General features: G+C 67.2%; 16 protein-coding genes. 13 read left to right on the forward strand and 3 right to left on the reverse strand.

Annotated elements, in window-relative coordinates; translation table 11 throughout:
• Positions 1-4: 4 nt before the first annotated feature.
• The 8 genes from ACXRVZ_RS13960 to ACXRVZ_RS13995 all read left to right on the forward strand — a co-directional run bounded on the left by ACXRVZ_RS13960 (position 5) and on the right by ACXRVZ_RS13995 (position 6,766).
• Positions 5-955 (forward strand): HEAT repeat domain-containing protein, encoded by a 951-nt coding sequence (locus ACXRVZ_RS13960; RefSeq protein WP_458232486.1) that lies wholly within the window; start codon positions 5-7, stop codon positions 953-955.
• Positions 952-1,290, forward strand: coding sequence for a ferredoxin FdxA (gene fdxA, locus ACXRVZ_RS13965; protein WP_457426486.1), 339 nt, complete (start codon positions 952-954; stop codon positions 1,288-1,290). The genes ACXRVZ_RS13960 and fdxA overlap by 4 nt, the downstream gene beginning before the upstream one ends.
• Before the next feature lie 71 nt (positions 1,291-1,361).
• A complete protein-coding gene (locus ACXRVZ_RS13970; protein ID WP_457426488.1) occupies positions 1,362-2,822 on the forward strand; it encodes an ABC transporter substrate-binding protein in 1,461 nt (486 codons plus the stop codon).
• A 5-nt stretch (positions 2,823-2,827) separates the two neighbouring features.
• Positions 2,828-3,751, forward strand: a complete 924-nt coding sequence (locus ACXRVZ_RS13975) for an ABC transporter permease (RefSeq protein ID WP_457426490.1) — start codon at positions 2,828-2,830, stop codon at positions 3,749-3,751.
• Positions 3,752-3,756: 5 nt separating this feature from the next.
• A complete protein-coding gene (locus tag ACXRVZ_RS13980) occupies positions 3,757-4,617 on the forward strand; it encodes an ABC transporter ATP-binding protein (protein ID WP_394477013.1) in 861 nt (286 codons plus the stop codon).
• 8 nt (positions 4,618-4,625) lie between these two features.
• Positions 4,626-4,937, forward strand: a complete 312-nt coding sequence (locus ACXRVZ_RS13985) for a gamma-butyrobetaine hydroxylase-like domain-containing protein (protein WP_457426492.1) — start codon at positions 4,626-4,628, stop codon at positions 4,935-4,937.
• Positions 4,934-5,707: a ferredoxin--NADP reductase gene (locus ACXRVZ_RS13990; RefSeq protein ID WP_458232487.1), complete on the forward strand. Its 774-nt coding sequence runs from the start codon at positions 4,934-4,936 to the stop codon at positions 5,705-5,707. The genes ACXRVZ_RS13985 and ACXRVZ_RS13990 overlap by 4 nt, the downstream gene beginning before the upstream one ends.
• A complete protein-coding gene (locus tag ACXRVZ_RS13995; protein WP_457426498.1) occupies positions 5,708-6,766 on the forward strand; it encodes a YeiH family protein in 1,059 nt (352 codons plus the stop codon).
• A gap of 188 nt (positions 6,767-6,954) precedes the next feature.
• Here the strand turns inward: ACXRVZ_RS13995 and ACXRVZ_RS14000 are convergent, their stop codons facing one another.
• Both ACXRVZ_RS14000 and ACXRVZ_RS14005 read right to left on the reverse strand, forming a co-directional pair.
• On the reverse strand, positions 6,955-8,334 hold the full coding sequence (locus tag ACXRVZ_RS14000; protein ID WP_457426500.1) for a hypothetical protein: 1,380 nt from the start codon (positions 8,332-8,334) through the stop codon (positions 6,955-6,957).
• A 115-nt stretch (positions 8,335-8,449) separates the two neighbouring features.
• Positions 8,450-9,523 (reverse strand): LacI family DNA-binding transcriptional regulator, encoded by a 1,074-nt coding sequence (locus tag ACXRVZ_RS14005; RefSeq protein ID WP_457426502.1) that lies wholly within the window; start codon positions 9,521-9,523, stop codon positions 8,450-8,452.
• Between the two features lie 313 nt (positions 9,524-9,836).
• On the opposite strand from ACXRVZ_RS14005, the gene ACXRVZ_RS14010 reads away from it, so the two are divergent.
• The 4 genes from ACXRVZ_RS14010 to ACXRVZ_RS14025 all read left to right on the forward strand — a co-directional run bounded on the left by ACXRVZ_RS14010 (position 9,837) and on the right by ACXRVZ_RS14025 (position 17,741).
• Entirely contained in the window at positions 9,837-10,604 is a 768-nt protein-coding gene (locus tag ACXRVZ_RS14010; protein ID WP_458232488.1) for a PEP-CTERM sorting domain-containing protein, read from the forward strand.
• 168 nt (positions 10,605-10,772) lie between these two features.
• Complete coding sequence (galA, locus tag ACXRVZ_RS14015) at positions 10,773-13,607, forward strand: beta-galactosidase GalA (protein ID WP_457426506.1); 2,835 nt, start codon at positions 10,773-10,775, stop codon at positions 13,605-13,607.
• Positions 13,607-15,646, forward strand: coding sequence for a glycoside hydrolase family 2 TIM barrel-domain containing protein (locus tag ACXRVZ_RS14020; protein WP_457426508.1), 2,040 nt, complete (start codon positions 13,607-13,609; stop codon positions 15,644-15,646). The genes galA and ACXRVZ_RS14020 overlap by 1 nt, the downstream gene beginning before the upstream one ends.
• Before the next feature lie 445 nt (positions 15,647-16,091).
• Positions 16,092-17,741 carry a methyl-accepting chemotaxis protein gene (locus ACXRVZ_RS14025; protein WP_458232489.1) on the forward strand — a complete coding sequence of 550 codons (1,650 nt, stop codon included), beginning with the start codon at positions 16,092-16,094 and terminating at the stop codon, positions 17,739-17,741.
• 58 nt (positions 17,742-17,799) lie between these two features.
• Here the strand turns inward: ACXRVZ_RS14025 and ACXRVZ_RS14030 are convergent, their stop codons facing one another.
• Entirely contained in the window at positions 17,800-19,776 is a 1,977-nt protein-coding gene (locus ACXRVZ_RS14030) for a family 43 glycosylhydrolase (protein ID WP_458232490.1), read from the reverse strand.
• 373 nt (positions 19,777-20,149) lie between these two features.
• Between ACXRVZ_RS14030 and ACXRVZ_RS14035 the strand changes: the two genes are divergently transcribed.
• Positions 20,150-21,742, forward strand: coding sequence for a glycoside hydrolase family 43 protein (locus tag ACXRVZ_RS14035; RefSeq protein WP_458232491.1), 1,593 nt, complete (start codon positions 20,150-20,152; stop codon positions 21,740-21,742).
• Positions 21,743-21,750: the final 8 nt, after the last annotated feature.

Genomic DNA, 21,750 nt, shown 5'->3' on the forward strand with positions numbered 1-21,750 from the left:
CATGATGGCCACCATCCACGACCGACTCCGCAACAGCGATGCAGGCGTGCGCCGCATCGCCGTCATCGACCTGCCCTACACCGACGAGGAAGACGACATTGCGCCGCTGCTGATCGCCGCGCTGTCGGATGCCGACGCCACCGTGCGGCTCGAAGCAGCCAAGGCGCTGGAAGGCTTTGAGGAGCCCGAGGTGCTGGCGGCCATTGCGCCGCTGCTGAAGGACGAGGACGCCTATGTGCGCGCCGCCGTCGCCTACACGCTGGCCGAGCTGAAGGACCCGGCCTCCGCCACCGCTCTGCTGCCCTATCTGGGCGACGCCGACCCCGAAGTGCAGGCCGCCGCGCTGCAGGCCGTGAAGGCGCTGCGCGTGGACGCCGCCTTCGACCCGGCCCTGGCGGCGCTCGCGCATGCCGAGGCCAGGGTGCGCCGCGCCGCCGTCAGCGTGCTGGGCTATCTGAAGAAGCCGCAGGCCATCTCCGCGCTGACCGAGGTTGCCGCGCATGACGACGACGCCGAGGTGCGCCGCGTCGCGGTAGGCGCGCTCAGCTTTGCCAACGATGCCGAGGTCAGCGTGCATCCCGCCCTCAGCCGGGCTCTCAACGACCCGGTGTGGCAGGTGCGCGAGGAAGCCGCCACGACCTTCGCCAAGACCGGCTCGGCGCTCGGCGTGCCCAACCTCGTGCGCGCCATGGACGACGAGTACTGGCAGGTGCGCGTGAAGGCCGCGCGCAGCCTGGGCAAGCTGAAGGCGCGCGACGGCGTGATGGCACTGGTGGAGGCACTGATCCACCCGGTCAGCAACCTGCGCAAGGAAGCCGTCATCGCGCTCGGCGAGATCGGCGACCCGCGCGCCATCACGCCGTTGGAGCGCACGCTGCGCGACCCCGACCCGGACGTGCGCAAGCTGTCAAAACTGGCCCTCACCACCATCCAGATGAACGGGAGCGCGGCATGAGCTTTGTTGTGACCGAGGCTTGCATCCGCTGCAAGTACACCGACTGCGTCGCCGCCTGCCCGGTGGAGTGTTTCCACGAAGGCCCCGACTTCCTCGTCATCGATCCCGAAGCTTGCATCGACTGCGGCGTCTGCGTGCCCGAGTGCCCCGTCGAGGCGATCTTCGACGAGAAGGACTTGCCCGCCGAACAGCGCGAATACGTCGAGCTGAACCGGCGCCTCGCCGCGCAATGGCCGCTCATCACCGCCGCGCAGGAGCCGCTGCCCGACGCCGAGCACTGGGCCAGCCAGACGCACAAGCGCGCGCTGCTGACGGAGACCGCCGCGCCCGCCTGAGACCCCGGCGCGGCGCAGGCACCGATCTTGCGCCGCTGCTCTTGAACCTACCCGACTGCCAGGAGATTGAGATGAAGTTGCCCCAGCTCTCGCAAATCCCTTCCGCGCTCGCGAAGTGCCTCGCGCTCTGCGCGGCCTTCCTGGCTCCGCAGGCCCACGCCGCCAAGGAGGAGGTGACCATCGGCATCGGCACGCAGAACACCACCACCAACACCGTCACCGGCGGCGTCGTGCTCAAGGAGATGAAGCTGCTGGAGAAGCACCTGCCCAAGACCGGCAAATACGCCAACATCGAGTGGAAGCTCGACTGGCAGAACTTCACGTCCGGCCCGCCCATCACCAATGGCATGGTCGCTGGCAAGTTGCAGATCGGCATGATGGGCGACTACCCGCTGCTGGTGAACGGCGCCACCGGCCAGCAGAACAAAGGCAACGAGACGCAGCTGGTGGCCGTCATCGCCTACAACGCCTTCGGCTCGGGCAACGGCGTGGTGGTGCACAAGGACAGCCCCTACTACGAGCTGGCCGACCTCAAGGGCAAGACAGTCTCGGTGCCTTTCGGCTCGGCGGCGCACGGCATGATGCTGCAGGCCATGCAGGAGCGCGGCTGGCCGGCGGACTACTGGAACCTCGTCAGCCAGAGCCCCGAGGTGGGCACGACCAACCTGCAGGAAAAGAAGATCGACGCGCATGGCGACTTCGTGCCCTTCGCCGACCTGCTGCCGCACCGTGGCTTCGCCCGCAAGATCTTCGACGGCGCGCAGACCAAGATCCCGACCTTCCATGGCGTCGTCGTGCGCAAGGAGTTCGCCGACAAATATCCCGAGGCCGTGGTCGCCTACATCAAGGCCTTGATGGAGGCCAACGACTGGGTGCGCAAAGACCCCAAGCTCGCCGCCGCCAAGATCCAGGAATGGACCAAGATCGAGAAGGAGGTGGTCTACCTCTTCCTCGGCCCGGGTGGCATCCACACGCTGGACCCGAGCATCAAGCCGCGCTGGGTCGAGACGATCAAGATCGCGCACGGCGTGCTGTCCAAGCTGGGCCGCGTGAAGGAGTTCGATGCGGCGGCCTGGGTCAACGAGAGCTATCTGCGCGAAGCCTTCAAGCAGCGCGGCCAGGACTACGAAGCGCAGAAGCAGACCCTCGCCAACTACGACATCGCCGGCACCGACCCCATCTGCAAGGTGCCGGTCACGCGGCCCAAGGAGGCCGGTGAGATCTGGCTGGCCACGGGTGACATCGTCGCGGTCAGTTCGCCCGCCTGCCTGCTGGCCGGCGTGAAGCAGTACGAGGCGGCCGGCAAGAAGGTCAACGTGGCCTACCTCTACGACAAGGCGCTGGGCATCAAGGTGGTGGCCGACAAGGCCTTCTACGCGCTCGACACCAGCAACCCCAAGGCCCCGGTGGCCGTGCCTTTCCTGCTCAAGAAGGACGCCGAGGCCTACGCCGCCAAGAGCAACGGCAAGCTCGCCACCTTTGCGGAAGCGCTGGGCCAGGCCTCGGCCATCGTCGTCGCCAGCACGAAGTGACCGCCATGAGCGCCCTGCCCCGCATCGACAACTTCAAGCCGCCGGCGGCGCCCAAGGCAGTCCCGCCCATCCATGTGGGCCAGGGCGTCACGCCACTGCCCCTGCCGCTGCCGGTAGCCACTGCGCCCAGCCTGTGGCAACGCTTCTGGCAGGGCCGCGGCGCCACGGCCCTGATGGGGGCGATCTCCATCGCCAGCGTGCTGCTGTTCTGGCAGCTGGCCACGCACTACAAGCTGGACGCCTACATCCGCTTCAACAACATCCCGACGCCAGCGCAGGTGATGGAGAAGGTGATCGAGGTCAACAGCAGCCCGAAGTTCGTCACCAACATCGGCATCAGCGTGCGGCGCATCCTGCTGGGCTTCCTGGTGGCCACAGCGCTGGGGGTGGGCCTGGGGGTGGTGATAGGCCGCTACCGCTGGGCGCGGGCGCTGGCCATGCCGGCGCTGGAGGTGTTCCGCCCCATCCCGGCCATCGCCTGGGTGCCGATGTCCATCATGCTGTGGCCCGACAACGAGGTGAGCATCGTCTTCATCACCTTCCTCGGCGCCTTCTTCCCCATCCTGCTCAACACCGTGCACGGCGTCGAGGCCATCGACCCGGTGCTGCTGCGCGCGGCGCGCACATTGGGCGCGGGCGAGGCCAGCCTGCTGCGCCATGTCGTGCTGCCCGGCGCGCTGCCGCACATCTTCACGGGCCTGGCGGTGGGCATGGGCGTGGCCTGGGTGTCGCTGATCGCCGCCGAGATGATCTCAGGGCAGTTCGGCATCGGCTACTTCACCTGGGAGGCCTACTCGCTGATCAGCTATGCCGAGATCGCGCTGGGCATGATCACCATCGGCGTGCTGGGCCTGTTGTGCAGCGGTGCCATCCGCCTGCTCGCCAAGCTGGCCATGCCCTGGCAAGCCCACTCAACCGGAGCACCGTGATGGACATGAGCGTTGCATCCCATGGCCGCGTTGACGTGCGCGACCTCCACATCCGCTTCCAAAGCAAGGGCCAGGACTTCGAGGCCGTTCGCTCCGCCAACGTGCATGTGCGGCCAGGCGAGTTCGTTTCGCTGATCGGCCCTTCCGGCTGCGGCAAATCGACGCTGCTGAACGCGGTGGCCGGCTTCCTCAAGCCCACCGGCGGGCAGGTGCTGCTGGACGGCCAGCGCATCACCGGCCCGGGCTCGGACCGCGGCGTGGTGTTCCAGCAGTACTCGCTGTTCCCGTGGATGACGGTGCGTGCGAACGTGGAGTTCGGCCTGCGCATGAAGGGCGCGTCCGCCAACGAGCGCCAGGCGCAGGCGCGCACGCTGCTGGGCCTTGCCGGCCTGCTGGCCTTCGAGAACCACTACCCCGACCAGCTCTCCGGCGGCATGAAGCAGCGCGTGGGCATCGTCCGTGCGCTGGCCACCAGCCCGCAGGTGCTGCTGATGGACGAGCCCTTCGGCGCGCTGGACTCGCAGACCCGCGTGGTGATGCAGGAGATCCTGACCAATATGTGGCAGCGCCTGCGCATCTCGGTGCTGTTCATCACGCACGACATCGAGGAGGCGGTGTTCCTGTCCGACCGCATCTATGTGATGACGGCAAGGCCCGGGCGCATCAAGGCCGAGCTGGACGTGCCATTGCCCCGCCCACGCACGGCCGCAATGACCTCCGAGCCCGAGTTCGCCGCCATGGTCAAGCAGATCAAGGGCCTGATCCGCGAGGAAAGCATCGCCGCGATGGGTGGCGAGCTGAGCGACGGCGGCCTCGTGGGCCTGAGCACCGAGGTCGGCCCGCAGGGCGTCGGCCACCTGGTCTAGGAGCCGCCATGCCTTCCTTCATCGACAAGGTGCCCACCCAGGTGGTGTGGCACCAGGCCAGCGGCATGCTCGAACTTGGCTGGGCCGATGGGCGCGAGGTGAGCTTCTCGGCGCCGCAGCTGCGCTCGGCCTGCAAATGCTCCGCCTGCGAGAAGCGCCGCCGCGACGGCAATCCGCTGGCCGCGCCTGCCGACACGGCGCTCACGGGCATCAACCCCATCGGCGAGTCCGGCCTACAGCTGGTGTTCAGCGACGGCCACGACCGCGGCATCTATCCCTGGCCCTATCTCCACCAACTTGCCCTGGAGGCTTGCACATGAGCGTTCTCTTCGACGCCGAGGTGCTGGACGTCCGCCACTGGACCGACCGGCAGTTCTCCTTCACCTGCACCCGCGACCCGGCCTTCCGCTTCCAGAGCGGCCAGTTCACGATGCTGGGCCTGATAGTCGACGGCAAGCCGCTGCTGCGCGCCTACAGCGTCGTCAGCCCGCATTGGGAGGAAAAGCTTGAGTTCCTCAGCATCAAGGTGCCCGATGGCCCGCTGACCTCGCGCCTGCAGCACATTCGCGCTGGCGACACCGTGCAGATCGGCCGCAAGGCCTCGGGCACGTTGCTGACGCAGAACCTGCTGCCCGGGCGCCACCTCTACCTGCTGTCCACCGGCACGGGCCTGGCGCCCTTCATGGCCATGGTGCGTGACCCCGAGGTCTACGAGCAGTACGAGAAGGTCATCCTCGTGCACGGCTGCCGCCAGGTGGCCGAGCTGGCCTATGAGCAGGTCATCACCCGCGAACTGCCCGACAACGAGTTCTTCGGCGACCAGGTGCGCGACAAGCTCATCTACTACCCCACGGTGACGCGCGAGCCTTTCCGCAACCAGGGCCGCATCCCGACGCTGATGCACAGCGGCAAGCTTGCCCAGGACATCGGCCTGCCGCCGCTGTGCAAGGAAGACGACCGCTTCATGCTGTGCGGCAGCCCGGAGATGCTGCGAGACACGCGCGCGCTCTTCGACGTCATGGGCATGACCGAGGGCAACATGAGCCACCCCGGCCACTTTGTCATCGAGCGGGCCTTCGTCGAGAAGTGAATGGACATGCTGGCACGGGCCGCGTTTCTCAACGCGCATGGCCAGGCACTGCGAAGGGTCTGGCCTGGGTGGGCGACCTGTGTACTGATCGCACTTGCCGCCTCGTTCGTTGCCGCCCTGTACCAAGGGCCGCCGATGTTGTATGCCCTGCTGTTCGGCGCCGCGCTGCACAGCCAGAGCACAGAGGACCGCACGGTCGCTGGCGTGGACTTCTGCAGCCGCACGCTGCTGCGCCTGGGCGTGGGTCTGCTGGGCGCGCGCATCAGCGGCGAGCAGGTCGCCAGCCTCGGTTGGCCGACCTTGCTCTTCGTGTTGGCTGCAGTCGCCAGCACGCTTCTGTGCGGTCGTTGGCTGGCCAAAGCCCTGCGTCTTCCCTGGGCCGTCGGCGTGCTGGCGGGTGGAGCCACGGCCATCTGCGGGGCATCAGCGGCACTGGCAATTGGCGCGGTGCTGCCGCGAGCCCGCGAGGGAGAAACGCCGAACGAACGTCACGCACTCGTCGTGGCAGTCATGGCCACGCTGTTGTCGACAGCAGCCATGGTGGCTTACCCGCTGATCGCTCGGCACCTGCAGCTTTCACCGGCCGGCGCCGGGCTCTTCATCGGCGCGAGTATCCATGACGTGGCCCAGGTGGTGGTGGCCGGCTATTCGATCTCGCCTGCGGCCGGTGACACGGCCTCCATCGTCAAGCTCCTGCGCGTGAGTCTTCTCTTCATCGTTGTACTGGGCGTCTCCATCGCCTGCCGCGCGGCAACGCCTGAGCCGGCAAGCAAGCCGCGGTCGCTGATGATGCGACTCAGTGGGCTGGTGCCGGGCTTTCTGTGGCTGTTCGTCGCGCTGGCGACGCTCAATTCCCTGGGCTATCTGCGGCCGGTGCAGGATCAGTTCAATCTCACCTCCCGCGCCTGTCTCATGCTTGGGGTGGCTGGGCTGGGCATGAAAACGTCGTTCTCACATCTCGCCAGCGCCGGCTGGCGACCGCTCCTGCTGATGGTGGCAACGAGCCTATGGCTCGCCGCCATCTCGCTCGCGGCCGCATGGGGATTGCGGCCCGACTAAGAGGTGCAGATGGCGACGGCCCGTCTGATCGAAGTACCGAAACAGCATTTGGCGAAGTCCCCCTGCCAGCAACTTACGCAGTAGCTTGGCTACTTGCGAAGCAGGATCTCGGCAACATGCACCCTTCAGGGACGCTTTCGATCCCCTCTTCGGGAGGGAAGCGTGAGCTCCTCGCAACTCCAAAAATACTAAGCTTTGGCTCCAAGACGAATCAGCCGGGCGCCGCGCGCGGGAACAGTCAGTGCGCGAGTGCCAACCGGAAGGTCGGTACGAGCCCAACAGTCGCGGCCGTCACCGGGCAACCATTCGGGCAGCGACACGCTCCAAGGCTCGTCGCCGGTGTTGAGCCAGCCCACCCAGGTGCTGTACGCGCCGCTGCACATGAACCGATGCCCTTGTGCAGCGGCGTGCCACTCCCGCCTTCCAGGCGCGCGTAGCAAGGCCAGCACCTCGGGGTTGGTGAGCAGGCGCAATGACCTGTCGTCCATGAGGCGCAGGTCGCCAGCAAGAAGTAAGGGGCGGCGAGCGCAAGCCCAGGCCGTCAGCCTGAACATCTGTTCGTCGGGAGTGGGGCGTTCGCCCCGCCCGCCGTCCTCCTTGTCCTGACCGCCTTCGCCCACGTGCAACACGCTGGCAGCCGGCCAGACCTCCGGCCGCGCCTGCGGCACGCACTCCAGCAGGTTCACGATGTCGGCGCGCAGTGCCGGACAAGCGACCGGAGCTTCATTGCCGCTGCGCCGCTCGCTGGCATGCGACTCCAACTGTGCGCCCTGATGCAGCAACGTCGGGCTTGGCGACAAGCTCAATGCGATGCGACGGCCGGTGGCATCGATCGCACGGCGGATCAAGCCAAGTTCTCCCGAGTGGCCCTGCGGCGAGGCGATGTCGTCGACCGTGACCGCATCTACACCGCATGCTGCGAGCTGAGCGAACCAAGCGCGATACCAATCAAAGGCGCCAGGGTGGTCGGGGTTGACGCTGCACATGTCGGTGCCCGAGGCGCCGGTCGAGGCCAAGTTGGCGATCTCATCGCAACGCCATCGGCTGCCTGCGATCGGCAGAGTTCGCTCGACCGCCTGGCGGGGGATGCCACGCACAACGTGCACACCGAAGCGCAAACCGAGGCGGTGGACCTGAGCAGCGAGCGGAGCGAAGCCGTAACCGTCCATGGCACTCGGGAACCGGTCCGCCGCAGGCTGCGGTCGGCCGTGGGCATCCAGTTCCAACGGTGCAAACGGTCGGCAGCCCGAAGTTGCCGCCTCCGCCGCATACCACTGGGGGCCGACCATGGCGATGTCGTAGCCAACCGGCAAGAAACGCTCGGCCAGGATGCTGCCATTCGCCAGATATCCGGCTTCAGTCCCACGGGCGCCAAGGCAGTCGCTCATCCAGCCCATTGGCGGCATTGGGTTCGGTTCGGAGCCAGGCTCGCGGTTCCCGGCAGTGACCGCCCCGCCGCTCGCGCCAGCGTTCAAGGCGTCGCGTCGGTCATGCGGGTAGCCCAGGCGGGGCCAGAGCGTAGTCATCGGCATTGAGTCCACCGGAAAGAAGAAGGTGTTCGACTGCATGGTGACATGTGACGGTTCGGAAGACTCGCGCCGTTGATTCGGCGCCGAATCAATGGAACAAAATAGATGCGGCAGCGCCGCGCAGCCATCGTAATTCGGTCGGGGATAGAACTAACTAGGGAAAACCTAGCAATCGCTCAGGGATGGTCAGCGGCGCACTTCGAGGTCCGGGCAAGGTTCGGCCGCGAACAATCTCGACGGGCAGAACAATGTCGCGAGGGCCCTGGTAGGCCTCCCCACGGCGCTGCGCCTCGATCAACTGCATCAGGACTTCAACCGCGTGACGCCCCATCTCAAGCAGGGGCTGGCGCACCGTCGCCATGCGCAGTGTGCGGGCGAGCAAGGTGTCATCGAAGCCTGCAATCGAGATGTCCCGAGGAACGCTCAGCCCGACGCCCTCCAATGCCTCGATGCAGCCGAAGGCGATGTCGTCGCTGCCACAACAGACGGCCTCGGGCAACGGCTGACCGCGGTGGCGTTGCAACCATTCCTGCATGGCCTGCCTACCCCCTTCGGCGGTGAACCACGTGCGGATCACATGGTCGGAGGCGACTTCCACCCCGGCTCCCGCATGGGCGCGCAGAAAGCCATCGACACGCCGGTCTGCTCCCTTGGCGTTCACGGGTCCGCCTACGCAGAGGATCCGACGGTATCCCAGCCCGAGCATGTGGCGCGCGATGTCATAGCCGCCCGCTTCATCGTCCGCCTCGACATTCACCTGCGCCCGCAACAGCCTGCCGGCGTGGATCGTGACCATGGGCGTATGCGGCGGCAACCAGGTCGTGCTGTCATCTTCCAGGTAGGGCGCCAGCACGACAAGCCCGTCGACGCGTCCGTCGCACAAGGCCGGGATGCGCTTCGGCGCCTCTTCCCAGCCACTGAGCGGAAAGATGCACGTGGTCTGGTGCGCCTGCGTCGCGCCCCGCACGACGCCGTTGAACACTTCCAGGAAGTAGAGGTTGGGTGGCTCGTTGGCGATGTTGGCGACGAAGCCAATTGAATTTGTGCGCTGATATGTCAGCGCACGCGCGGTCGCGTTGGGCCGGTAGCTCAAGCGCGCCGCTGCTGCGAGGACCCGTTCACGCGTCTCGACCGACACCCGCGTCGAACCCTTTGCACCGTTCAGCGCGCAGGACGCTGCCACGTCCGAAACGCCCGCTTCTCGCGCGACATCGGCGAGCGTGGGCAACTTGTGACGACGGCTATTCGGTGGCTTGGAAGGCTTGGGGGTCGATGCGGACACGGCGGGTGGCAGACGGGGCGAGGCACTCTAGCACCGCGCTCGCCCGCGAACGGCGCAAGGCAGTGCTTGCGCGCGATCAGAGCGTCAGCGACGGCTCGCGGCCCCGTGCCACCAGCGCGCAGTGGCGACCGGCCTGCAGCGGCGCCCCCTCATTACGGGGGCGTAGGTGTTTGCACTGGTATTACCAATAATTTAATTTGCGAAACTGGTAATACCAAAAGGCGGTGCACCGAATCGCATGACAACACTGGAGACACGAATGCTGAGCCGATCCAAAACCATCCTTGCTGCCGCGCTGATCGCTGGGTCACAACTGGCCGCCGCCGACGTGGCCGAGGTGAGGATTTCGAACCTGACATTCTCGACATCGGGAGGCGATTGGTGGGTGTACGTCCCGATCGACGTGGATTGGGTACCTCCCAGTGCCGGCGCGATGTCAGCGCTGCTGAATCCCAGCTTCGCTGATGCAGCCGTCGGTTGGCATGGGAGGGCCGTTGGCAGCACCGTCATGGATGGCGCCTATAGCGCCCAGGCGCAATTGACCGCCAAGACAAACTCCAATTCCGAGATGAACGGCGCGACCGCTTCGGCCAAGGTGGACGTGGCCGGAGGGCAGGCTGGCTGGGCCTTCGCCAAGGTTTTCGACGGCCAGATCTTGGTCAGCAAGGGCACGACTGTCACGGTCAGCTTCACGCTGGACAGCCTGCAGGCGAGCGGCAGCCAAGCCCAGGCCAACGCCTATATCGAGCTCTGCAGCACCGACTTCACCACAGACACCTGTGAGCCTGCGAACTACGCCGAAGCTTTTGTGGACGCTACCTCGCCCGCCTACACGGGCTCGTCGATCCTGACCGCGAGCTGGACCAATCCCTCGGCCACCGAAAACCTCTGGGCAAAGATGCGCATCGGTCTGACCGCCTCCGCCGACTCCGTGTCCGCCGTCCCGGAACCGGCCACCATGGGCCTCTGGCTGCTCGGCCTGGCAGGCGTGGGCATCAGTGCACTGCGCCGTCAGCGCAACGATTAACGGGCTCTTCTCTGGGTCTGCCAGGCACACGTTGACCTGGTTTTGTCGCGCGGTCTTCAAAAGGGGCCGCGCGACCTATTTTTTCTTTCCTCGATTGAGCTCCCGCCCGGACCGCCGCAGCGCCGGGGCTTTTTCAGTTTGAGCACCTGATCCAAAGAGAGCTGAGTCATGTCCCGCGCGTCTTGCATCCAGTATTGGCTGATTGCCACGATCCTCGCCCTGCTGGCACTCTCGACCGGCCCTGTACAGGCCGCTGGCCGCGAGCGTCTCTCACTCGACGGCGGCTGGCTCTTCCATCGCGGTGACGTGCCGATGCCCGTGGTCAGGGGCCATGGCATGAGCTATCACAACGGCAAGGCCAACGGCGCCTGGGGCGCGGCCGCCGCCGATTTCGATGACTCCAGTTGGCGGCGCGTGGACCTGCCGCATGACTGGGCGGTCGAGAACCCGTTCGACCGCAAGGAGAACGCGTCGCAGGGCTATCGCCAGCGTGGCTTCGGCTGGTACCGGCGCTATCTGCCGCTGCCTGAATCCGACCGCGGCCGCCACATCGAGTTGCAGTTCGATGCCATTGCCACGCACAGCACGGTCTGGGTCAACGGCATCGTCGTCGACCGCAACTGGTCGGGCTACAACGGCCGCAGCATCGACATCACGCCCTATGTCCGCTACGGCGCCGATGCCAACACCATCGCCGTGCGCGTCGACGCCGAAGCGCAGGAAGGCTGGTGGTACGAAGGCGCCGGCATCTACCGCCACACCTGGCTGGTCAAGCGCGACGCGCTGCACATCGCCACCGACGGCCTGCACGCCAACCCGGTCAAGCAGAACGGGCGCTGGACCCTTCCCGTCGAAGTGACGTTGCAGAGCAGCGCCAAGTCCGAGCGCAGCGGGGTTGTCGATGTGGTCGTCATCGATCCCTCCGGCCGCGAAGTCGCCAAGGGCAGCACGCGCGCGCGGGTAAGCGGGCTTGAGTCGGCCGTCGCCCGCATGAAGCTCGACGTGCGCGAACCCAAGCTGTGGTCGCTGGCCCAGCCCCACCTCTACCGCGTGCGCGCGATGCTGCGCGACGGCACGAAGGAGCTCGACCGCACCGAGGTGCAGACGGGATTTCGCACCATCCACTTCGACGCGGACCGCGGCTTCTTCCTGAACGAGCAGGCGGTCAAGCTGCAGGGCGTCTGCGTCCACCAGGACCATGCGGGTGTGGGCGTCGCCGTGCCCGAGGCGATCTGGGAGTTCCGCCTGCGTCGCCTGAAGGAGATGGGCACCAACGCGATCCGCTTCTCGCACAACGCGCCTGCGGCCGAGGTGCTGGACATTGCCGACCGGCTGGGCCTGCTCGTCATGGACGAGAACCGCAACTTCAACCCTTCGCCCGACTATCTGAAGCAGTTGACCTGGATGGTGCGGCGCGACCGCAATCACGCGAGCGTGATCCTGTGGTCCATCTTCAACGAGGAGCCGCTGCAAAGTACCGAGCCGGGCTACGAGATGGCGAGCCGCATGGTCGCCGCGATCAGGAAGCTTGACCCGACCCGGCCCGTCACGGGCGCCATGCACGGCGGCCTGTTCACCGACCGGAATGCGGCCGATGCGCTCGACGTCGTCGGCGTGAACTACCAGATCGGCTCCTACGACGCCTATCACAAGAAGCACCCGAAGCGCCCGATGACGAGCACCGAGGACACGGCGGCCTACATGACGCGCGGCGAGTTCAAGAGCGACCGCGCCGGCCAGGTGTTCGGCAGCTATGACGACGAGCCATCCTCCTGGGGCAACACGCATCGACAGGCCTGGCGCGCCATCGGCGAGCGGCCCTTCATCGCCGGCAGCTTCATCTGGACCGGCATCGACTACCGCGGCGAACCCACGCCCTACGAGTGGCCCAGCGTCAGCTCCTTCTTCGGCGCGATGGACCTGGCCGGCTTTGCCAAGACGGCGTTCTGGATCCACCAGGCGCAATGGGTGAAGGACCGTCCGGTCGTCAAGCTGGTGCCGCACTGGAACTGGGCCGGCCGAGAGGGCCAGGCTGTCCACGTGATGGTCGCCAGCAACGCGCCGCGCGTGCGGCTGCTGCTCAATGGCACGGCCGTTGGCGAACAGGATGTCGACCCCTACGAGATGGCGCACTTCAACGTCGCCTATGCGCAGGGCCGCATCGAGGCCGTGGCGCTCAAGGATGGCAAGGAGATCGCGCGCGACGTGGTCGAGACGAGCGGCGCGCCCGCCCGCCTCGTGCTGACGCCGGACCGCCCTGCCCTGGCCGGTGACGGGCTTGACGCGATGCCGGTGACGGTCAGCGTCGTGGACGCCCAGGGCCGACCGGTGCCGACGGCGGACGCCCGGGTGCGCTTCGAGATCGATGGCCAGGCGAACCTTATCGGCGTCGGCAACGGCGACCCGAACTCCCACGAGCCGGACAAGGCCAGCGAGCGCAGCCTGTTCAATGGGCTGGCTCAACTCATCGTGCAGAGCCGGCGAGACGGCCGGGGCGAGCTGAAGCTGCGCGCCTTGGCGGACGGCCTGCAACCCACGGAAGTCGTGTTGCAACTGCAGCCTGCCGCCGCGCCACCGAGCGTGCCGACGGCCGAGCCGACGACGCCGCTGCTGAGCTGGCGCGTCTCGCCGGCCCATGCCACCCGGCCCGATCCGAACGTCGTGCTGGCCGAGACCGACATGAACTCCTGGGGCTGGGACGAGCCGCCGATCCGCCGCGGCGCGGAAGCCCAGGCCTTCCGCCTGTACCGCAGCAGCGTGCCGGTGCGCGCCGACCGCAACGACGGCCGTGCGCAACTCGTCTTCGGCAGCATCGCCGGCAAGGCCGAGGTCTGGGTGGACGGCGTCAAGCTCGGCGAGAAGGCCGGTGCTGAGCCGGCGCCGGTCGCGGTGACGCTGCCTCAGGGCGGCCCGCGCCGCGAGGTGACCGTGCTGGTGGAAGCCACGGCCGGCCAGCCTTCCGGCCTGTGGGGCCGCGTCGTCCTCGAACCTGGCGCACGCTGATGCTGCGCGCCGCGCTTGCGCTGGCGCTGAGCCTGCTCGCGCTACAAGTCCAGGCCGCCCGCCTGACGACCGTTGTTGACGGCGCCTGGCGCTTCCAGCGCGCCGACGTGGCCGGGGCCGAAGCCCCCGGCTTCGACGACGCCGCCTGGGCGACGGTCGCCCTGCCCCACTCCTACAACGGTGTGGACGGCGAGGCCGGCGGCGCCTACTACCGCGGCGCGGCCTGGTACCGCCGCGCCATCGACCGGCCCGTTAGGCCCGCTAGCGCCGACGCCGGCCGCCGCCAGTTCCTGGAGTTCGACGGCGCGACGATGGCCGCCGACGTCTGGGTCAACGGCCGCCTCGCCGGCCGCCACGATGGCGGCTATGCGCGCTTCCGGCTGGACATCACGCCGCTGCTTCAGCCCGGCCGCAATCTGCTGGCCGTGCGGGTGGACAACGGCACGCTGCCGCAGACGGCGCCACTGGGCGGCGACTTCACCGTCTTCGGCGGCCTCGTGCGGCCGGTGCGCCTGATAGACACCGACGCCGCGCACATCGAACTGCTGGACCACGGCGGGCCCGGCGTACAGATCGACACCGAGGCGCTGACCAGCGAACGCGCGCAACTGGCCGTGCGGGTGCAGTTGCGCAACGACGGTGCGACGGCAGCGGCCCGCGAGCTGCGCGTGACGCTGCGCGATGCCCAGGGCCACGTCGCCGCCGCGCAGCGCCAGCCGGCGCAGCTCGCGGCCACGACGGCAGGCACCGTCAGCGCCAGCCTCGTCGTGCCCAAGCCGCATCTCTGGCAGGGTGTGCACGATCCCTACCTGTACCGCCTCAGCGTCGAATTGCTGGACGGCACGCGCATCGCCGACGCGGTGCAGCTGCCCCTCGGCCTGCGCAAGATCGAGGTCGACGCGCAGCGCGGCTTCCTGCTCAATGGCAAGCCCTATCCGCTGCACGGCGTCAATTACTTCCACGCCGGCCGGCCGGGCCGCGGCGTGGCGGTGGGCGATGCCGACATCGACGAGGACCTGCGCATCCTGATGGACCTCGGCGTCACCGGCCTGCGGCTGGTGCACTACCAGCACCCGCCGCATGTCTACGAGCGCGCTGACGAGCTGGGCCTGGTGCTGTGGACCGAGATCCCGCTGAACGCGTTGATCAGCGAGACACCGGCCTTCCGCGACAACTTGTTCCAGCAGCTGCGCGAACTGGTGCGGCAGAACCGCCACCACGCATCGGTCGGCGTCTGGGGTGTCGGCAACGAGGTCTACCGCTCCGACGAGGCCATCACGACGCTGCTGGGCGACCTGCACCGGCTCGCCAAGCAGGAGGACCCATCGCGGCCGACCACCTATGCCCACTGCTGCGCGCCCGACGATCATCCGATGGCCCTGCAGACCGACCTGGCCTCCTACAACCGCTACTGGGGCTGGTACGACGGTGAGTTCACGAACATCGGCCCGTGGGCGGACGGCCTCCATGCCAAGCTGCCGACGCGGCCCATCGGCCTCGGCGAGTACGGCGCCGGCGCCAGCGTTCTGCAGCAGGAAGACCCACCGGCGCGCCCCGGGCCCGGCGCGCGCTGGCACCCGGAGCAGTACCAGGCGCTCTTCCACGAGTCCTATGCGCGGCAGATCAACCAGCGGCCGTTCCTGTGGGGGCATTTCATCTGGCTGGGCTTCGACCACGCCTCTGCCGGCCGCAACGAGGGCGACGCACCCGGCATCAACGACAAGGGTCTCGTCACCTATGACCGGCGCTTCCGCAAGGACGCCTTCCACCTATGGCGCGCCTGGTGGCAGCGCGAACCCGTGGTGCACCTGGCCAACCGCCGCGCCAGTGTGCGACGCGCCGGCCCGGCCCTCGTCAAGGCCTACAGCAATGCGCGTGAACTGAGCCTGGAGGTCAACGGCCGACCGGTAGGCCGCGCCCAGGTCATCGACCGCATCGCCGTCTGGCCGCACGTAGCACTGTCACCGGGCCGCGCGACGCTGCGCGTGCGCGACGAGCATGGCAACACCGACAGCATCGACTGGACCATTCAACCTTGACCCCAGCGCGACGTGCCATCCGATATGAATAGGAAAGTTCGGAAGTTCTCCCGCACGCGATCGACCACCGGCGACGGCTGGGACGGGGAGCTTCCGGCGGATGATGCATGGACCCCTGGTGCTGGCCGCGCGCATCGACGGCTCCGCCATGCCGCCCGGTGCCGACCTGGTTGCGCACAACGTGTCCTAACAAGAAGTTCACCGAGCCGCATCTGGGTGGCGCTGGCCTCGATGGTTCAGTGCGACGCGGTACCGGCGCGCTGGCGTTCCATCTGAGCGGGGCGGGTCTGACGGACGGGTACGAACTGCTGCCGTTCCACAGCATTGCGCACGGCTACTACAACTTGTATTGGCGGGTCGCCTGACGCGCCCTGAACTTGAGTCCACGGGACCGCAGGGACGATGCCGGTCTGGGCGGCTTAGGAACAGCGCGCAAGCAGAAGTTGTGGCGTATCTTGAAGCGCACGGATGCCCGGTCACCCGGGCCGTCGATGGCAACGACCTCGCACCCCAACTCGAACCACTGGAGACCTTCATGAGCGCAATCGCCAACCTGAAGATTGGTGTCCGCCTGGCCATAGGCTTTGCAGCGCTCATCGCGCTGTTGATCATGCTGGCGGTGATCGGCGTGACCAAGATCAGCGCCATCCGCGCCGACACGGAAGTCATCCTGCATGACCGCTTCGTCAAGGTGCAGTTGGCTCAGACTGTCGAGAACGAGGTGAACAAGCAGCTTCGCGCGCTGCGCACGGGGCTCATCGTGTCCGATCATGCGCTGGTGGAGAAGGAGCTGGCCAAGCTGGAGGCCTCGCTGCCCGTCGTGTCGAGTGCCATCGAGAAGCTGATGGCGAGCGTGCACAGCGAACGCGGCAAGGCGACGCTCAAGGAGCTGGTCGACAGCCGAGCCAGGTTCAAGGACAAAGAGCAGCAACTGGTTGCCTCCGTGAAAGCCGGCCGGATCGAGGAGGCACGGACCCAACTGGTCTCCGACATCGTGCCGCTTCAGACCGCCTACCTGACGGCCATCGAGGAGTTCGCGAAGTCCCAGGCCGACGGCATGGAGGATTTCGGCAAGGAGGCGGCGGAGCTGGCCAGCGGCGCCAAGTTGCTGATGGAGGTGCTCTCACTGATCGCCGTGCTGCTCGCCACCGTGATCGCCTATCTGCTGACGCGCTCCATCACCCAGCCGATTGCCGAGGCCGTTCGCATCGCGCAGACCGTGGCCGCCGGCGACCTGACCTCGTCCATCGAAGTGCGCAGCCGGGACGAGACGGGACAACTGCTGACCGCGCTCGGATCCATGAACGACAGCCTGGTCCGCATCGTCAATCAGGTCCGGCTGAGCAGCGACTCCATCGTCACTGGCTCCAATGAGATCGCGACCGGCGGCGCCGACCTGTCGCAGCGCACCGAGGAGCAGGCGGCCAGCTTGGAGGAAACCGCTTCGGCCATGGAGGAACTGACGACTACCGTCCAGCGCAGTGCCGACTCCGCACGCAGCGCCGCGGCACTGGCGGCATCGGCCAGCGTGGTCGCTGCCAAGGGAGGCACCGTCGTGGCCGAGGTGGTCTCCACCATGAGGGAAATCAGCGCCAGTTCACGCCGGATTGCCGACATCACGGGCGTCATCGACGGCATCGCGTTCCAGACCAACATCCTGGCGCTGAACGCGGCCGTGGAGGCCGCGCGCGCCGGCGAGCAGGATCGCGGCTTCGCCGTCGTCGCGGGCGAGGTGCGCACGCTCGCACAGCGTGCGGCAACGGCGGCCAAGGAGATCAAGGTCTTGATCGGCGAAAGCGTGGGCCGCGTCGAAACCGGCTCCCGGCTTGTCGAGGGCGCCGGCGGCACCATGGACGAGATGGTGCAGCAGGTTCAACAGGTGGCCCAGTTGATTGCCGAGATTGGCACGGCCACCGAGCAGCAAAGCCTTGGCCTCGGCGAAGTGAGCAAGGCGGTGAGTCAGCTGGATCAGGTGACCCAGCAGAACGCCACGCTCGTCGAAGAATCTGCCGCGGCGGCAGGCAGCCTCAACCACCAGGCACAACGCCTGACCGAACTCGTCGGAGAGTTCAAGCTGAGCGGACGACCCGGATGAGGATGGGTCGGGACCGGCCCCATCACCGCCCCTGAGGCGCCATGTCGCAGCGGCCGCCCTATTCCGACCAGATGAAGCGCGCACCGTCGCTGTCGTCCGGCATGGGGCCAGGACTGTCGGCGCGGATGTCCCCGGTCTTCGGATCGATGCGCAGGAAGCGATTCGTGGCCAAGGACATCAGCACCAGCTCACCCGTCGGCGTTTCAATCCACTGGAAGCTTTGCGCCGGGCCGGGTTTGCCGGGTTTGCCGGCCAGCAGCGTCACCCCACCGTCGTCGCCGACCGTGACGTAGCGTTGGCCCGATCGCAGGGCGACGCGGCCCAGCTTGCGGTCGACGATCTCGAACCGCGTCGGGACACCCGACGTCAGGCGCCCCTCGCTGGCCGCCAGCCCGGTCGTTGCGTGAAACGACGCCAGGCGGATTGATCGGCCATAAGGAATGGGCCGCATCAGGCCGCGGGTATGCGGCTGGTAGACGTCRATGCTGTCGAAATCGGCAAACCCACCCTCGGCGCCGGCGGTGTTGTAGTTGAACAAGCCGTAGCGCACGCCCTGGAAAGTGAACGTTTGGTAGAGCAGCACGACCTCGTTGCCGATGGGGGTGAAGGTGGTGCCGTCGAACGAATGACTGAAGCGCGCCCGTTCGGTGAGGAARTCGCAGTCGGCCCGAAGCCAGATGCGCGKCCCGRTCATCTTSACCCGCGCYCGCTGGTCCAGGCGCTGGTCGTAGAAGACGACCTCGAGCTCGTCGGCGAGTTTCTCAACGCCCAACGTCGCATAGGGGAGATTGAGCAGGCCCAGCCCGRCCGTGTCGCCTGACTTCAGCTTCGACACATCGAGCAGGACAGTCGGCGTGGACATCGGCCCGATGGCCCGCTGCGTCAACGTGTTGCGCGCGTCGTAGAACGAAGTCGCCGGCAGCGCGTGAAGCCGCAGGAAACCCGGGCGCTCCGTCAACGACCACTTGTCGTCGATGGGCACATGGTTCCACTGCCACAGGGGCTGGAGCTGCGGCGCAGAAAAATCATCGCTGCGCTGGAAGGGCACACGCACCGGCTGCGGCGTGGCGGTCTTGGGTTTCACCCAGGTTCGCGGCGTGCGCGTCAGGTTGCCCGGCAGGCCGAAGTAGGGCCAGCCGTCCTTCCAGGTGATCGGCGACAGGCTGAGCAGGCGCCCGACGGAATTGAAATCCATCATCGAAAAGCCCCACCATTCGCCCGCAGGTGTCTGGACGATGCCGCCCTGGTGCAAGGCCAGGCTGTGGTTGGCGGCGGGGTCAGGCCCCCAGGTCTCAAACGGTGGCTTTGCCGTGCCCAGGCGCTTGCTGGACGCCATGCCGAAGTCTTCGTGCAGGCTGATCGCTTGATGGACCTCGTAGGGCCCCAGCACATGATCCGCCCGCGCCGCCGGCATGCGAAAGCCGCCCGCGTAGTTGGCGCTGATGATGTAGTACTTGCCGTCGATCTTGTAGAAGTGCGCGCCCTCGCCCATGCCGGCGTCTTTGGTGAACAGCACGCGCTCGGTGCCCGGCACGATGTCGGTCAGGTCGTCCGTCAGTTGGGCCAGGCGCATCGTCTGGTGATCCCAGACGACATAGGCCTTGCCGTCGTCGTCGAACAGCACGGACAGGTCGTGAAAGCTGCGCTTCATCTGCGTGCGCGTCCACGGCCCCTTCGGATCGGTGGCCGTGAACACCTGGGTCGCCTGGCCGTTGACGTTCGTGAAGATGTAGAACTTGCCCTTGTGGTAGCGGAAGGACGGCGCCCAGATCCCCTGGCCATAGATGTGGCTGCCGCCCTCCAGTCGGAAAGCCGGACCGAGGTCGAGCTTGTCCATCGCGTAGGCGACGAACTCCCAGTTGACGAGGTCCTTCGAACGCAGGATCGGCAGGCCCGGCATGGTGTGCATCGTGGTGCCCGTCAGGTAGAACCACTCGCCCACGTGGATCAGGTCCGGATCCGAGAACTCGTCATAGAACAAGGGGTTGGTGAAGGTGCCGTTGCCGTTGTCCGGGGTCCAGGTCGCCGTTGACAAGCCCTTCGACGCGCTTGCCACCGGCACCGCTTGCTTCAGCCCAGATGCCGGCGCCGCGAAGGGCAGCAGCAAGGCGATGCATGACACAAGCCCGGATATGAAAACTGCGGGCGATCTCGACCCATGGTGCATGACGCTTGACCTTTCAGAGTGACCCATTCGAACTGACGCCAGCGGACGCGCAGCGGGGAATTGTCGTTGAATTGGTATGACCAAATTTGTGTTTGCGCATAAACTGGTCAGTCCCGTTTAAGGCGCAGTTTGCGTGTCGTCATCCGGGCTCCGTTTGCCTTAACGGCGGGCTTGGCGAGTCCCATTCGCGAACCCCTTCGGGTGAACGCCTGCAACCACCATCAAGGCTCCATACCTAGCCATGCGCCTCGTCAACCTGTTGCCCCCCATCGCCCTCTGCTGGGCCACCCTCGCCTGCGGGGCCGCTTTCGCCGCCGAACCGGCGCCCGGCGCCAATCCGGTGCTGCGCGACCGCTTCACCGCCGACCCCGCGCCGCTGATCGTGGGCGACACGGTCTACCTCTACGTCGGCCATGACGAGGCCAAGGGCAACGACTTCTTCCTTATGAAGGAGTGGCTGGCCTATTCGTCCAAGGACCTGCGCCACTGGACTTCGCACGGCGCCTTCATGAAGCCCACCGACTTCAAGTGGGCGGTGGGCGACGCCTGGGCCGCGCAGGTGGTGCAGCGCAACGGCCGCTTCTACTTCTACGCCACCGTGCAGCACGACAACACCCACGCAGGCAAGGCCATCGGCGTGGCGGTGGCCGACAACCCGCTGGGCCCGTTCAAGGACGCGCGCGGCTCGGCGCTGGTCACCGATGCCACGACGCCGGCCCCATACGGCTGGAACGACATCGACCCCACCGTCTTCATCGACGACGACGGCACCGCCTGGCTGGCCTGGGGCAACCCGGTGCTCTACCTGGCCAAGCTCAAAGCCAACATGACCGAGCTGGACGGCCCCATCGAGAAGATCGCGCTGCCCAACTACACCGAGGGGCCGTGGTTGTCCAAGCGCAAGGGGCTGTACTACATGACCTACGCCTCCATGGCGCACCAGAACGTCTGGGAGCACCTGTCCTATGCCACGGCTCCCAGCCCGCGCGGTCCCTGGACCTACCAGGGCGTGCTGACCGGCCCGACGAAAAACAGCTTCACCATCCACGCGGGCATCATCGACGACTTCAAAGGCCAGTCCTACCTGGTCTATCACAACGGCGCGCTGACCCTGCCAGATGGGGAGACCGGCGCCGGCGCCCGCCGCTCCGTGACGATGGAGTACCTCCACTACGACGCCGACGGCCGCATGTGGCCCGTCACGCAGACCGAGGCGGGCATCAGCACGCCGCCCAAGCCGCCCACAGGCAAGGTGCCCGCGCTGCCGGACCCCGGCCGCTCCGACCCCCGCGTGGCCGTCCAGCAGTTCGCCCAGGGCTATCCCGAAACCTGGCCGGGCCGCCCGGCGCTGGCCTCGGTCACCCGGCCTTTCGATGAAGCCCCTGAACCCGTGGGCTTTCACCGCGACGGCGGCGGCGCCAGCCGCCTGGTGCAGACCTTCGTGCCGCGCGCCGACCTCGCACTAGGCCGGCTCAGCCTGTACGCAGGCGACGGCCACGGCACGGACGCCACGCACGCCTTGCGCCTGTCGCTGCGCGATGTGGAAGCCGGCACCGAACTGCTCGGCACCGGCGAAGGCCTGGCCATCGCCTACCGGCCGCAAGGGGCCGGGCTGCTGAGCTTCGACTTCAGCGCCCATGCGCCCATCGTGCTGAAGTCCGGCCGCCGCTACGCGCTGGCGCTGCAAGGCGAGAAGGACGCGCTGACGATCAATCTGCGCGCCAGCCGCAGCAACCTCTATGCCGACGGCGAGGCCAGCCTGGACGACCGGCCGCTGAAGGATCGGGAGAGCGGCCGCCCCGCGGACTTCGCGTTCGCGCTATACGCGCGATAAGTGGGCTG

The organism is Roseateles sp. P5_E8 (assembly GCF_054177665.1).